The organism is Streptomyces sp. NBC_01622 (genome assembly GCF_045209635.1).
Taxonomy (GTDB): Bacteria; Actinomycetota; Actinomycetes; order Streptomycetales; family Streptomycetaceae; genus Streptomyces.
In genome coordinates, this window is sequence record NZ_CP109293.1 from 3,858,029 (window position 1) to 3,871,706 (window position 13,678).

Annotated in this window: 12 protein-coding genes; 9 read left to right on the forward strand and 3 right to left on the reverse strand. The window is 71.0% G+C overall.

The window, feature by feature from the left end; genetic code table 11:
* Positions 1-122: 122 nt before the first annotated feature.
* The 3 genes from mce (at position 123) to OH768_RS17180 (ending at position 5,750) form a co-directional block, all read left to right on the forward strand.
* Positions 123-563: a methylmalonyl-CoA epimerase gene (gene mce, locus OH768_RS17170; RefSeq protein WP_033285428.1), complete on the forward strand. Its 441-nt coding sequence runs from the start codon at positions 123-125 to the stop codon at positions 561-563.
* A 209-nt stretch (positions 564-772) separates the two neighbouring features.
* Complete coding sequence (gene scy / locus OH768_RS17175; RefSeq protein WP_406454545.1) at positions 773-4,621, forward strand: polarized growth protein Scy; 3,849 nt, start codon at positions 773-775, stop codon at positions 4,619-4,621.
* A gap of 193 nt (positions 4,622-4,814) precedes the next feature.
* Positions 4,815-5,750, forward strand: coding sequence for a cellulose-binding protein (locus tag OH768_RS17180; RefSeq protein WP_019060749.1), 936 nt, complete (start codon positions 4,815-4,817; stop codon positions 5,748-5,750).
* A 53-nt stretch (positions 5,751-5,803) separates the two neighbouring features.
* On the opposite strand, the gene OH768_RS17185 is transcribed toward OH768_RS17180, so the two are convergent.
* Positions 5,804-6,370, reverse strand: a complete 567-nt coding sequence (locus tag OH768_RS17185; RefSeq protein ID WP_406454547.1) for a TetR/AcrR family transcriptional regulator — start codon at positions 6,368-6,370, stop codon at positions 5,804-5,806.
* Between the two features lie 90 nt (positions 6,371-6,460).
* The gene (locus OH768_RS17190) at positions 6,461-6,583 is read right to left on the reverse strand and encodes a hypothetical protein (protein WP_406454549.1); all 123 of its coding nucleotides are present in this window, start codon (positions 6,581-6,583) and stop codon (positions 6,461-6,463) included.
* A 64-nt stretch (positions 6,584-6,647) separates the two neighbouring features.
* Here OH768_RS17190 and OH768_RS17195 point away from each other — a divergent pair, with 64 nt between their 5' ends.
* The 5 genes from OH768_RS17195 (at position 6,648) to OH768_RS17215 (ending at position 12,075) form a co-directional block, all read left to right on the forward strand.
* The gene (locus OH768_RS17195) at positions 6,648-7,841 is read left to right on the forward strand and encodes a DHA2 family efflux MFS transporter permease subunit (protein WP_406454551.1); all 1,194 of its coding nucleotides are present in this window, start codon (positions 6,648-6,650) and stop codon (positions 7,839-7,841) included.
* A 9-nt stretch (positions 7,842-7,850) separates the two neighbouring features.
* On the forward strand, positions 7,851-8,819 hold the full coding sequence (locus OH768_RS17200) for an ABC transporter ATP-binding protein (RefSeq protein ID WP_406454553.1): 969 nt from the start codon (positions 7,851-7,853) through the stop codon (positions 8,817-8,819).
* 1 nt (position 8,820) lies between these two features.
* Complete coding sequence (locus tag OH768_RS17205) at positions 8,821-9,591, forward strand: ABC transporter permease (protein WP_406454555.1); 771 nt, start codon at positions 8,821-8,823, stop codon at positions 9,589-9,591.
* Between the two features lie 325 nt (positions 9,592-9,916).
* Complete coding sequence (locus OH768_RS17210; protein WP_406454557.1) at positions 9,917-11,206, forward strand: ABC transporter ATP-binding protein; 1,290 nt, start codon at positions 9,917-9,919, stop codon at positions 11,204-11,206.
* On the forward strand, positions 11,203-12,075 hold the full coding sequence (locus OH768_RS17215; RefSeq protein ID WP_406454559.1) for an ABC transporter permease subunit: 873 nt from the start codon (positions 11,203-11,205) through the stop codon (positions 12,073-12,075). Before OH768_RS17210 ends, OH768_RS17215 begins: the two co-directional genes overlap by 4 nt.
* Before the next feature lie 13 nt (positions 12,076-12,088).
* Here OH768_RS17215 and OH768_RS17220 read toward each other — a convergent pair whose 3' ends face one another.
* Complete coding sequence (locus OH768_RS17220; protein WP_406454561.1) at positions 12,089-12,421, reverse strand: ATP/GTP-binding protein; 333 nt, start codon at positions 12,419-12,421, stop codon at positions 12,089-12,091.
* A 221-nt stretch (positions 12,422-12,642) separates the two neighbouring features.
* On the opposite strand from OH768_RS17220, the gene OH768_RS17225 reads away from it, so the two are divergent.
* Entirely contained in the window at positions 12,643-13,671 is a 1,029-nt protein-coding gene (locus OH768_RS17225; RefSeq protein WP_406454563.1) for an LLM class flavin-dependent oxidoreductase, read from the forward strand.
* Positions 13,672-13,678 lie beyond the last annotated feature (7 nt).

Below are 13,678 nucleotides of genomic sequence, written 5' to 3' on the forward strand. Positions count from 1 at the left end.
CAGCTGAGGAGTGAACGAGGGTTTACTTGAAATGTACTGAGCGGTAGACCACCCCGTCATCGGGCCGTCGGTGTGATCGCGCGCACGTTGCGTAACCACCCGGCGAGCGCTGCACTACATACATGCTGACGCGAATCGACCACATCGGGATCGCCTGCTTCGACCTCGACAAGACAGTCGAGTTCTACCGGGCCACGTACGGCTTCGAGGTGTTCCACTCCGAGGTCAACGAGGAGCAGGGCGTACGCGAGGCCATGTTGAAGATCAACAACACGGACGACGGCGGCGCCTCCTACCTCCAGCTCCTCGAACCCACCCGCGAGGACTCCGCCGTAGGAAAGTGGCTGGCGAAGAACGGTGAGGGGGTCCACCACATCGCCTTCGGCACGGCCGACGTCGACACGGACTCGGAGGACATTCGCGGCAAGGGCGTGCGCGTTCTGTACGAGGAGCCCCGGCGCGGCTCCATGGGGTCACGGATCACGTTCCTGCACCCAAAGGATTGCCATGGCGTACTGACAGAACTGGTCACTTCGGCGCCTGTTGAGTCACCTGAGCACTGACCCTCGTACATATGGGCCGGTAGGGTTGGGGTCGGTCGTCGCTCGCAACCAGGGCAACGGCATGCCGGGGTCCGGGTTTCGGGGGGCGAGCGTCGGGCAGCAGCCCATGCTCCGTCGTCGATCTGACACCATTCCCCGGGAGCACCGTTCGGCGGATGGACGGAGCTCGTTGGAGTAAACCGCGACCAGGGGACGGATGGGACCGCGCAGTGCGGGGCTACGAACGCCAGGAGCGAGAGCCGGCGGCTGACGTCGACCACCTCTCTCGGTTCGAGGCCGAGATGGAGCGGCTGAAGACCGAGCGGGAAAAGGCGATCCAGCATGCCGAGGACCTCGGCTACCAGGTCGAGGTGTTGCGCGCCAAGCTCCACGAGGCGCGCCGCACCCTCATGTCCCGGCCGGCATACGACGGCGGTGACATCGGCTACCAGGCCGAGCAGATGCTCCGCAATGCCCAGGTCCAGGCCGACCAGCTGCGCCAGGACGCCGAGCGGGAGCTCAGCCAGGCCCGCGCGCAGACCCAGCGCATCCTCCAGGAACACGCGGAGAACGCGGCCCGCCTCCAGGCGGAGCTGCACCAGGAGGCCGTGACCCGGCGCCAGCAGCTCGACCAGGAGCTGGGCGAGCGCCGGCAGACCGTCGAGTCGCACGTCAACGAGAACGTGGCGTGGGCCGAGCAGTTGCGCGCCCGCTCCGAAGCGCAGGCCCGCCGGCTCGTCGAGGAGTCCCGCGCCGAGGCCGAGCAGGCGCTGGCCGCCGCCCGCGCCGAGGCCGAGCGGGTCGCCGCCGAGGCCCGTCAGCGGCTGGAGATGGACGCCGAAGCCGCCCGTTCGGAGGCCGAGGCACTGCTGCGGCGCGCCCGCACGGACGCCGAACGGCTGCTGAACGCCGCCTCAAGCCAGGCCCAGGAAGCCACCGACCACGCCGAGCAGCTGCGCAGCTCCACGGTCAACGAGTCGGATTCCGCCCGCCGGCAGGCCACCGAGCTGAGCCGGGCCGCCGAGACGCGCATGACGGAGGCCGAAACCTCACTGCGGGAAGCGCGCCTGGAGGCCGAGAAGGTCCTCACCGAGGCCAAGGAGGCCGCGGCCAAGGCCCTCGCGAGCGCCGAGTCGGCCAACGAACAGCGCACCCGGACCGCGAAGGAACAGGTCGCCCGGCTGGTCACCGAGGCCACCAAGGAGGCCGAGACCACCAAGGCGGACGCCGATCAGGTCGTCGCCGAGGCCCAGGCCAAGGCCGAGAAGATCATCGCGGAGGCCGAGGAGAACGCCCGCAGCCTCACCGCCGAGGAGACCGCCTCCCAGCTCGCCAAGGCCGCCCGGACCGCCGAGGACGTCCTCGACAAGGCGTCCGAGGACGCAAAGAACACCACGAAGGCCGCCGCCGAGGAGGCCGAGCGGATCCGCTCCGAGGCGGAGGCCGAGGCCGACCGGCTGCGCGCCCAGGCGCACGACATCGCCGAAGGCCTCAAGGGCGCGGCGAAGGACGACACCAAGGAGTACCGCGCCAAGACGGTCGAGCTGCAGGAGGAGGCGCGCCGGCTGCGCGGCGAGGCCGAGCAGCTGCGCGCCGACGCGGTCGGCGAGGGCGAGCGCATCCGCGCCGAGGCCCGCCGCGAGGCCGTCCAGCAGATCGAGGAGGCGGCCAGGACCGCCGAGGAGCTGCTGTCCAAGGCCCGGGCCGATGCCGACGAGCTGCGCCAGGCCGCCACCACGGACAGCGAGAAGGTCCGCACCGAGGCCATCGAGCGCGCCACCACCCTGCGCCGGCAGGCCGAGGAGACCCTCGACCGCACCCGCAAGGAGGCCGAGCGGCACCGCGCGGAGGTCATCGAGCAGTCCGAGGGCATCAAGGCGGACGCCGAGCAGGCCGCGCGCGATCTGCGCGACGAGACCGAGCGGGCCATAGAGGCGCGCCGCGAGGAGGCCGCCGAGGGCCTGACGCGGCTGCACACCGAGACCGAGGAGCGGCTCGCCGCGGCCGAACAGGCCCTGACCGACGCCCGCGAGGAGGCCGAGCGGATCCGCCGCGAGGCCGCCGAGGAGACGGAACGCCTGCGCGGCGAGGCCGCCGACCGCATCCGCTCCCTCCAGGCACAGGCCGAGGCGGAGGCCGACCGGCTGCGCAACGAGGCCGCCGCCGACGCGTCCGCCTCCCGCGCCGAGGGCGAGTCCATCGCCGTACGGCTGCGGTCGGAGGCGTCCGCCGAGGCCGAGCGGCTCAAGACCGAGGCGCAGGACACCGCCGACCGGGTCCGAGCGGAGGCGCAGGCCGCCGCCGAGCGGCTGGCCGTCGAGGCGTCGGAGACGCTGGCCGCCGCCCAGGAGGAGGCCGTACGGCGTCGTCGTGAGGCCGAGGAGCTGCTCGGGTCGGCCCGTGAGGAGGCCGGGCAGGAGCGCGAGCGGGCCCGGGAGCAGAGCGAGGAGCTGCTCGCCTCCGCCCGCAACCGGGTGGAGGAGGCACAGGCCGAGGCGGTCCGGCTGGTCGAGGAGGCCGACCGGCGCGCCACCGAGATGGTGTCGGGCGCCGAGCAGCACGCCCAGCATGTACGGGAGTCCGTCGCCGGGCTGCACGAGCAGGCCCAGGAGGAGATCCAGGGGCTGCGGTCGGCCGCCGAGCATGTCGCGGACCGGGTCAGGCGCGAGGCGCAGGAGGAGGCGGACCGGGTCCGCGCCGACGCCTACAGCGAGCGGGAGCGGGCCACCGAGGACGCCAACCGCATCCGGCGTGTGGCCGGCGAGGAGACGGACGCCGCCAAGGCGCTCGCGGAGCGCACCGTCGCGGAGGCGATCGCGGAGGCCGAGCGGATGCGTTCGGAGTCCGCCGAGCACGTCCAGCGGGGGCGCACGGAGGCGGCGGACGCGATCGCGCAGGCCGACCAGGACGCGGCGCGGGCCCGGGCGGACGCCCGCGAGGACGCCAACCGCATCCGTTCGGACGCGGCGACACAGGCCGACACCCTCATCACCGAGGTGACGGCGGAGGCGGAGCGGCTCCAGACGGAGACGGCCAACGAGGCCGAGCGGGTGCGTTCGGAGGCCGTGGCCAAGGCCGAGAAGCTGATCTCGGACGCGACCGGGGACGCGGAGCGGCTGCGTGCCGAGGCCGCCGAGACGGTCGGGGCCGCGCAGCTGCACGCCGAGCGGACCCGGGCCGAGGCCGCGCGGCTGCGGGCGGACTCGGAGGCAGAGGCGGAGCGGGTCACCACGGCGGCGCGCGAGGAGTCCGAGCGGATGCTGGACGAGGCCCGCAAGGAGGCCAACAAACGCCGGTCGGACGTCGCCGAGCAGGTCGACACGCTCATCACGGAGACCGCGGCCGAGGCCGACAAGCTCCTCAGCGAGGCGCAGCAACAGGCGCAGAAGACCACGGCGGACGCCGAGGCGCAGGCCGACTCCATGGTGGGCGCGGCCCGCAAGGAGGCGGACCGGCTGGTGTCCGAGGGCACCGTCGAGGGCAACTCCCGGGTGGAGCAGGCCCGTAAGGACGCGGACGAGCTGCTGGTCGGCGCACGCCGGGACGCCACCGCCATAAGGGAGCGGGCCGAGGAGCTGCGCGACCGCATCACGAACGAGATCGAGAGTCTGCACGAGCGGGCCCGCCGTGAGTCGGCGGAGACGATGAGGTCGGCCGGCGACCGCTGCGACGCACTCATCAAGGCGGCCGAGGAGCAGCTCGGCAAGGCGCAGATGAAGGCCAAGGAGCTGGTCTCGGAGGCCAACTCCGAGGCGGGCAAGGTCCGTATCGCCGCGGTGAAGAAGGCGGAGGGTCTCCTCAAGGAGGCCGAGCAGAAGAAGTCCACGCTGATCCGTGAGGCCGAGGACCTGAAGGCGGAGGCGATCCGCGAGGCCCGGCGCACGGTGGAGGAGGGCAAGCGCGAACTCGACGTGCTGGTCCGCCGCCGCGAGGACATCAATGCCGAAATCTCCCGTGTCCAGGACGTCCTTGAGGCGTTGGAGTCTTTTGAGGCCCCGACGGCGCCCAAGGACGGTGGGGTCAAGGCCGGCGCCGCCGCGGGCGCAACTCGTTCGGGTGGCAAGTCGGTTGAAGGCTAGCGAAGGCTAGGAACCTCCTGTGAGGTTCGGGCGTTCTGGGGCCTTTGTCCCGGTCTTTGGCAAGCGGTCGGACGGTTAGCCACTCAAAAGAGGTGTCATTCTCCAGATCAAACACGTATCCGCTCGATGACACACCGCTTCGGCCCCTAGGATTCCACCTATCACCTCACCGGTCTCATTCGACAGGAACCCCATGAGCGACACTTCCCCCTACGGCTTCGAGCTTGTGCGGCGTGGGTACGACCGCGCTCAGGTGGACGAACGCATCTCGAAGCTCGTCTCCGACCGTGACAGCGCTCTGGCTCGTATCACTGCTCTTGAAAAGCGCATCGAGGAGCTCCACCTCGAAACGCAGAACGCCGCGGCCCAGGTAAGCGACGCCGAGCCGTCGTACGCCGGTCTCGGCGCGCGGGTCGAGAAGATCCTCCGCCTCGCCGAGGAAGAGGCCAAGGACCTGCGCGAGGAGGCCCGGCGCGCGGCCGAGCAGCACCGCGAACTCGCGGAATCCGCTGCTCAGCAGGTCCGCAACGACGCAGAATCGTTCGCTGCGGAGCGCAAGGCCAAGGCGGAGGACGAGGGCGTCCGGATCGTCGAGAAGGCCAAGAGCGACTCCGCCCAGCTGCGTGGCGAGGCCCAGAAGGACGCGCAGCAGAAGCGCGAGGAGGCCGACGCTCTCTTCGAGGAGACCCGCGCCAAGGCCGCGCAGGCCGCCGCCGACTTCGAGACGAACCTCGCCAAGCGCCGCGAGCAGTCCGAGCGCGACCTGGCGTCGCGTCAGCAGAAGGCGGAGAAGCGTCTCGCGGAGATCGAGCACCGCGCGGAGCAGCTCCGACTGGAGGCCGAGAAGCTGCGCACGGACGCCGAGCGCCGCGCCCGGCAGACGGTGGAGACGGCTCAGCGCCAGGCCGAGGACATCGTGGCCGACGCGAACGCCAAGGCCGACCGGATCCGTTCGGAGTCCGAGCGCGAGCTGGCCGCCCTCACCAACCGTCGCGACAGCATCAACGCGCAGCTGACGAACGTGCGCGAGATGCTCGCCACGCTCACCGGTGCCGCGGTGGCCGCCGCGAGCTCTCCGGTCGAGGACGAGCCCATCTCCCGTGGGGTTCCGGCTCAGCAGTCCCGGTAGTCACGCGGTAGTCCGTACGGCTGAGGCCCGCATTCCCTTCGGGGGTGCGGGCCTCAGCCGTGCCCGCGCAGCAACGGCAGATAGACGTCGTCGACGATCCCGACGAGGGCGGAGTCGGCGACCGGGTCGCGGGACAGGATCATCTCGTAACGCAGCAGCTGGGCGGGGACGGTGACGACCCGGCGGGGAAGGTCGGCGGTGGGGATCTCGCCCCGCCCGACGGCCCGCTGAAGCAGGGTCAGCAGGATGTCGTGCATGATCCCGAACACCTTCGGGTCCAGCTCGTGCGCCTCCGCGAGCAGTCCCCGGATGACGTCGGGTCCGATCTCCCGCTGCCGCTCGACCATGAGCCGCAGCACGGCGAGCACGTCCTCACGAAGGTCCCCGGTGTCAGGCAGCTGGTCGGCGAGGAAGCCGGTGCGGTGCGGCATGGCCGCCTTGACGAGTTCGGCGCGGTTGGCCCAGCGCCGGTAGAGGACCTGTTTGCCGGTGCGGGCGCGGGCCGCGACCCCTTCCATGGTGAGCCGGGCGTAGCCGACCTCGGCCAGCTCCTCCCATACGGCGTCCAGGATGTCGGCCTCCAGGGCGGCCCCGCGCCGCCGCGTGCTGTCACCGGGCATCGGCCACCTCCTTAAGAGACCTTGCGTCTCCTATCAGGGTCAGCCTATCGTGCCCTTAAGAGACGCACCGTCTCCAAAAGGGGACCCGTGTCAACCACCACCGCCCGTCTCGACCCCGCCGTCCGCAAACTCGCCGGCATCCTCGTCCTCGGCGCCCTCGCCCCACTGCTCGACAGCACGATCGTCTCCATAGCCCTGCACACCCTCGGCCACGACCTGGGCGCCTCGACGGCAAGCCGATGGGGGTCCCCCCACGCCTTTAAGGCAGTGGGGGAGGGTGAGCACGGCGTATCTCCTGGCCCTCGCCACGGTCGTCCCGGTCTCCGGCTGGGCCGTCGAACGCTTCGACTCCCGGCGCGTCTGGCTCGGCGCGCTGCTCCTCTTCCTCGCCGGATCCCTCCTGTGCGGGCTCGCCTGGAACATCGGCTCGCTGATCGCCTTCCGGGTCCTCCAGGGCATCGGCGGCGGCCTGCTGCTGCCGGTCCTGCAGACCCTGGTCATGCGGGCCGCCGGAGGCCGCAGTCTCGGCCGCCTGATGGCGGCGATCACCCTGCCCGTCATGGTCGTGTCGATCCTCGGCCCGGTCTTCGGCGGCCTGATCGTCGGCCACCTCAGCTGGCGCTGGATCTTCTACGTCAACCTGCCCGTCTGCCTCCTGGCCCTCGCCCTCGCCTGGCGCGGCGTCCCGAAGGACACCCCCCGCCCCGGCCACCACCTGGACCTGACCGGCCTCCTGCTCCTCTCTCCCGGCCTCGCCACCCTGGTCTACGGCCTGTCCGAGACCGGCGTCGCCCGCGCGAGCGCGATCCCGGTGGGCGCCGTACTGATCGCCCTGTTCGCCCGGCACGCGCTGCGCGTCCGTGAACCCCTCGTCGACCTCCGGCTGTTCCAGGACCGCGCCTTCGCCCTCTCCTCGCTGCTGACGTTCCTCAACGGGCTCGCCCTCTTCGGCGGGATGTTCCTGCTCCCCCTCTACTACCAACAGGTGCGCGGCGAGGGCGTGATCGCGGCCGGACTGCTGCTGGCGCCGCAGGGGCTCGGCAGCCTGCTGGCCCGGGTCACCGGACCGCTCACCGACCGGCTCGGGCCGCGCCCGGTCGTCGTGGCGGGCATGCTGCTGTGCGCGCTGGGCACCCTCCCCTTCCTCCTCCCGCACCCCGGCGCCGTGCTGCTCGCCGTCGCCCTGGTCGTACGTGGGCTGGGGGTGAGCGCGGCCAACATGGCCGTCATGGTGGGCGCCTACCAGGGGCTCGACCGGGCCCGCATCCCGCACGCCAGCACCAGCATCCGAATCGTGCAGCAGCTGGGCGGCGGCGTCGGCACCGCCGTACTGGCGACGGTCCTCGCCCATGGGCACGGCGGCACCGCGTTCCCGCACGCGTTCGCCTGGGCGACGGCGTTCACCGTTGTTGCCTGCGGCGTCGGACTCTGTTTGCCCGTTCGGGTGGCATCCGCCGAACTGCCGTCTTAGCGTGGCCGCATGATCGAGCTCTCGGGGCTGACCAAGCGGTACGGCGACAAGGTGGCGGTCAACAACCTCACCTTCGCCGTCCGGCCCGGAATCGTCACGGGCTTCCTCGGCCCGAACGGCGCCGGCAAGTCGACGACCATGCGCATGATGCTCGGGCTCGACCGGCCGACCGCCGGTGACGTACACATCGACGGCCGGCACTACGACCAGCTCAAGGACCCGCTGAAGTACATCGGCGCCCTCCTCGACGCCAAGGCCATGCACGGTGGGCGCAGCGCCTTCAACCATCTGCTGTGTCTCGCGCAGAGCAACGGCATCCCGAACAGCCGGGTGCACGAGGTGCTCGACACCGTCGGGCTCACCTCCGTGGCGAAAAAGAAGGCCAAGGGGTTCTCCCTGGGCATGGGCCAGCGGCTCGGCATCGCGGGCGCGCTGCTCGGCGATCCGCGGATCCTGATGTTCGACGAGCCGGTCAACGGGCTCGACCCCGAGGGCATCCACTGGATCCGCAACCTGATGAAGTCCCTTGCCGCGCAAGGCCGTACGGTCTTCGTCTCCTCGCACCTGATGAGCGAGATGGCGCTGACGGCCGATCACCTCGTCGTCATCGGCCAGGGCCGCCTCCTCGCGGACACCTCCATGGCCGACTTCATCCAGCAGAACTCCCGGTCCTACGTCCGGATCCGCACCCCGCACCGCGAGCGGCTGCTCGACGTGCTGCACCAGGCCGGGATAACCGTCGTCGAATCCGGCAACGGGACCCTTGAGGTGGACGGCGGCAAGTCCGAGCAGATCGGTGAACTGGCCGCGCAACACCAGCTCGTGCTGCACGAGCTGAGTCCCCAACAAGCCTCCCTGGAGGAGGCGTTCATGCAGTTGACCGCGGAGTCGGTGGAGTACCACGCGCATTCCGACGCACCCCCCGTCGCACCTGCCGAGCAGCGGCAGGGCTGGGGCGACGGCTGGAAGAAGGACTGACATGGCGGCGACCCAGGTCATCCGGTCGGAGTGGACCAAGATCCGTTCCGTCGCGTCGACGGTGTGGACGCTCTCGCTCGCCCTGGTGGTGACGATCGGGCTCGGCATGCTGATCTCGGCGCTGTCGAAGAACCAGTTCGACGACATGAGCGCCAAGGACAAGCTGTCCTTCGACCCGACGTTCATCAGCTTCGCCGGGATGAGCCTCGGGCAGCTCGCGATGATCGTGTTCGGGGTGCTCGTCGTGTCGAACGAGTACAGCACCGGCATGATCCGCACCTCGCTCGCGGCGGTCCCGCAGCGCGGCACCTTCCTGTTCGGCAAGATCGCGGTGGCCACCGGGCTCTGTCTCGTCGTCGGGCTGGTGACCAGCTTCGTCACGTTCTTCCTCGGCCAGGCGATGCTCGGCTCCCACAAGGCGGAGATCGGCGACTCCGGTGTGCTGCGCGCGGTGATCGGCGGCGGGCTCTACATGACCCTGATCGCGATGTTCTCCATGGGCGTCGCCTCGATGCTGCGCTCGCCGATGCTGTCGCTGGGCATCCTGATGCCGTTCTTCTTCCTGATCTCCAACATCCTCGGCAACGTCTCCGCGACGAAGAAGATCGGCCAGTACCTGCCCGACCAGGCCGGCAGCAAGATCATGCAGGTGGTCATCCCGGCGGACGACTCCGCGCCGTACGGACCCTGGGGCGGCTTCGGCATCATGGCCCTGTGGGTGGCGGCGGCACTGATCGGCGCGTACGTACTGCTGAAGCGACGGGACGCGTAGGGCTCCGACGGGGCCCGCGAGCGAGCGCGGACCCGCACCCGCCGACGTACGCGAGCGGGTCGTGGCGGTACGGCGAGCCCGCCGCTTGGCTGGTCCCCACGCCGTCCGCTGTGACAACACCAGAGGGGCGCAACCCGCGGCGGGCTCGCCGTACCGGCACGACCCCGACACCCCCACCGGCCCGTGCCGGGACAAACCGCCGGGCATCGCCCTGCCCCCCACGGCTTTACTTTCTCTTGAGCGGAACCGTCAGCGCCCCGATATCCTCCTAACCCTTACGGGGGCGTGCGCCCTGCTGTCCTGATCCTTTCGATGGGTGCGGAGCATGATCGAGGCTGTCGGCCTGACCAAGCGCTACGGCGACAAGACCGCCGTGTACAACCTTTCCTTCCAGGTGCGGCCCGGTGCCGTCACCGGTTTCCTCGGGCCCAACGGCTCGGGCAAGTCGACGACGATGCGCATGATCCTCGGCCTGGACAACCCCACGTCGGGACAGGTGACGATCGGCGGCTTCCCCTACCGCAAGCTGCCCAACGCCCCCCGTCAGGTCGGCGCCCTGCTCGACGCCAAGGCCGTGCACGGCGGCCGGAGCGCCCGCAGCCATCTGCTGAGCCTGGCCCAGCTGTCGGGCATCCCGGCCCGGCGGGTGGACGAGGTGCTCGGCGTGGTGGGCCTCCAGGACGTGGCGAGAAAGCGCTCCAAGGGTTTCTCGCTCGGCATGGGCCAGCGGCTCGGCATCGCCGCCGCGCTGCTCGGCGACCCGCAGGTGCTGCTCTTCGACGAACCGGTCAACGGCCTCGACCCCGAGGGCATTCTCTGGGTGCGGAACCTGATGAAGGCGCTCGCGGCGGAGGGCCGTACCGTCTTCGTCTCCTCGCACCTGATGAGCGAGATGGCGCTGACGGCGGACCATCTGATCGTGATCGGGCGCGGCCAGCTGCTCTCGGACATGAGCGTGCGGGACTTCATCTCGGCCAACTCCGCCGACTTCGCGCGCGTGCGCACACCGGACACCGAGCCGCAGCTGCGCGAGAAGCTGACCTCCGCGCTGACCGAGGCGGGCGGCCACGTACTGCCCGAGCAGGACGGCGGGCTGCGCATCACGGGACTGCCGCTGCCGCGCATCAGCGACATCGCGCACGACACGGGCGTACGGCTGTGGGAGCTGTCCCCGCATCAGGCCTCGCTGGAGGAGGCGTACATGCGGATGACGCAGGGGGCCGTCGACTACCGCTCGACGATCGACCAGAAGGCCGGTCTGATGCAGCTGCTGCCGCCGGGCGCGCAGCCGCCGATGCCGGTACCGGGGCAGGGCCAGCCGGGCTGGTACGCGCCGCCGTCACCGGCGCAGGGCGGGCAGCCGTTCGCGATGGGGCAGCCGCCGGCGCATCCTTACGGCGCACCGAACCCGTATGCCGCTCCTGCGGCGCCCGGCGGGGCCGCGCCGGGCCCGTACGCGCCTCCGGCCCCCGCGGCCCCGCAGACGCCGCCACAGCCGCCCCAGGCCCCGGCCCAGGACGCGCCTCCGGCTGTGGACGCGGCCCCGGCCGCTCCCGCCCAGCCCTCCCCCGCCCCCGCCGCCGCCGACCTGACCAAGCCCGAGGATGCCCGATGAGTACCCCCCAGCTTCCGATGCCGCAGGCAGCCGCGCCCGACTGGCAGGCGGCGGCCGGTCCTTCGTACGGTGGGTACACCTCGCCGATCCCCGTGGTGCGGACGCACCTCGGGCATGCGCTGGCCTCCGAGTGGACGAAGATCAAGTCGGTGCGTTCGACGATCTGGACGCTCGGGGTGTTCGTGGTCCTGGTGCTCGGCATCGGGCTGCTCGCCGCCGTCGTGGTCAGCAACTCCTCGTCCGAGATGAACGGCGAGAACCCGCTCTCCCTGGGCTTCTTCGGACTGCTGCTCGGCCTCATGTGCATCATCACGCTCGGCGTGCTGACCACGGCCTCCGAGTACGGCACCGGCATGATCCGCACGACGATGACGGCGTGTCCGAGCCGGGTCCGCGTGCTCGCGGCGAAGGCGATCGTGTTCTTCGCGGTCGCCTTCGTGGTCACGCTGGTGGCCACGTCGTTCGTCGCCTTCGTGGACGCCGCGCTGCTCAAGGACAACGGCGCCAAGGACCCGTCCGCCGGCGAGTGGCTGAAGGGGACCGTCGGGGTCTCCCTCTACGTCGCGCTGCTCGGGCTGCTCTCGCTGATCGTCGGCTCGATCATCCGGCACTCGGCGGGCGCGATCACCATCATGATCGGCGCCGTGCTCGCCCCGCTCGTCGTCGCCCTGTTCATGTTCTCGCAGTCCCTGGAGAACGTGCGGCAGGCGCTGTTCGAGTACTCGATCCCGAACCAGCTGAGCGTCTTCTACTCCAACTCCCTCAGCGAGTCCGGCCCTTCGGGCTGGGACCCGCTGTGGATCATCGTGGGCGTGACCGCCGTGGCGTTCGCGGGCGCCGCCGCGCTGCTGGAGAAGCGGGACGTGTGACCAGTACCACTTACTAGAACTTCGGCGCGTTCCTGGACCGCTGCACCCGTGTGGTGCGGCGGTCCTTCGCGTTCCAGCACGCCTTGTGCCAGTGCCGGCGGTCGTCGACGCCCGCGTGCTCCGGCCAGGCCACCACATGCGGGACGCCGGAGGGAATCTGCTGGTCGCAGCCGGGGCAGCGGTACGTCTTGCCCTCGGCGCCGGCCCCGGCGACATGGCGCACGCTCCACTCCTCGCCCCGCCAGTGCTCCGTGGACTGCCAGCCGCCGTAGCGGCCCGAGCGGTCCTCGTCGGCGCCGGGGCCGGAGGAACCTGACTCCTTGGGTCGGTTGCGACGCGGGGACACAGAACACCTCACGGGGCTATACAGGAGGCACGGGCTGTGTCCAGCCTACGTGCCCCACGCAGGGGTATGCGAAGGACACCAACCCACACAAGTCCCCCTCAGGGCCGCGCATTCTGCAGACAATCCGCAAATCTCTCCGCGAGGCCGTGTCCTAGGCACGTGTCGGACGGTTATGCCCGGTGGGGGAGCTCCGTGTCGGAGCCGAGGAAGCAGGAAGAACCATGCGCGTCGGAAGTTTTGTGTTGGCGGCCCAGTTCCCGGGACAGGGCCAGGGGGAGGCGCTGCACCGCGCGGTCCGCTCGGTGGAGATCGCCGAAGAAGCCGGTCTCGACACTGCCTGGCTGGCCGAGCACCACTTCGTGCCCTACGGCACCTGCCCGTCCGCGGTCACCCTGGCCGCCTTACTGCTGGGCCGCACCCGGCGCATCCGCGTCGGCACCGCGGTCAGTGTGCTGCCCACCGTCCACCCGGTCGCCCTGGGCGAGCAGGCCGCGCTGCTGCATGTGACGAGCGGGGGGCGCTTCTCGCTGGGCGTGGGGCGCGGCGGGCCGTGGGTCGACCTGGAGGTGTTCGGCGCGGGCCTCGCGGCGTACGAACAGGGGTTCCCCGAATCGCTGGATCTGTTGATGAGCTGGCTGCGCGAGCCGTCGGTCGCCGGCACCGGTGACCGCTACGCGTTCCGTGAAGTCCCCGTCGTACCAAGGCCGTCGGAGGCGCTGTCGGACGCGCCGGGCCCCGAGGTCGTCGTCGCCTGCACCTCACCCGCGAGCGTGCGGCTGGCGGCCGAGCGGGGTCTGCCGATGCTGCTCGGCATGCATGTCGGGGACGAGGAGAAGGCCGAGATGGTCACCCGGTGGCGGCAGTTGGCGCGGGCGGCCGGGCGGCCGGCGGAGGAGATCCGGGACGTGGCCCATGTGTCGGCCGGGGTCTGCCAGATCGCGGACAAGCGGGCCGACGCGGTGGAAGCGCTCGTGAAGGCGATGCCGGGCTGGCTGAAGCAGGGGCTGGACGCCCATGTGACGGTGGACGACCGCGAGCGCCCGATGCGCGACCCGCTGGCGTACACCGAACTCCTCTGCGGGCTGCACCCGGTGGGCACCCCGCGATTGTGCGTCGACCGGCTCGCGGCGACCTCGGAGCGGACCGGCATCTCCCGCTTCGCGCTGCTCGTCGAGGGGTCCGGGGACCTGGCGTCGACGGAGGAGAACGTACGGCGGCTGGGTGCCGAGGTGCTCCCGCACCTCGGCTGAGCAACGT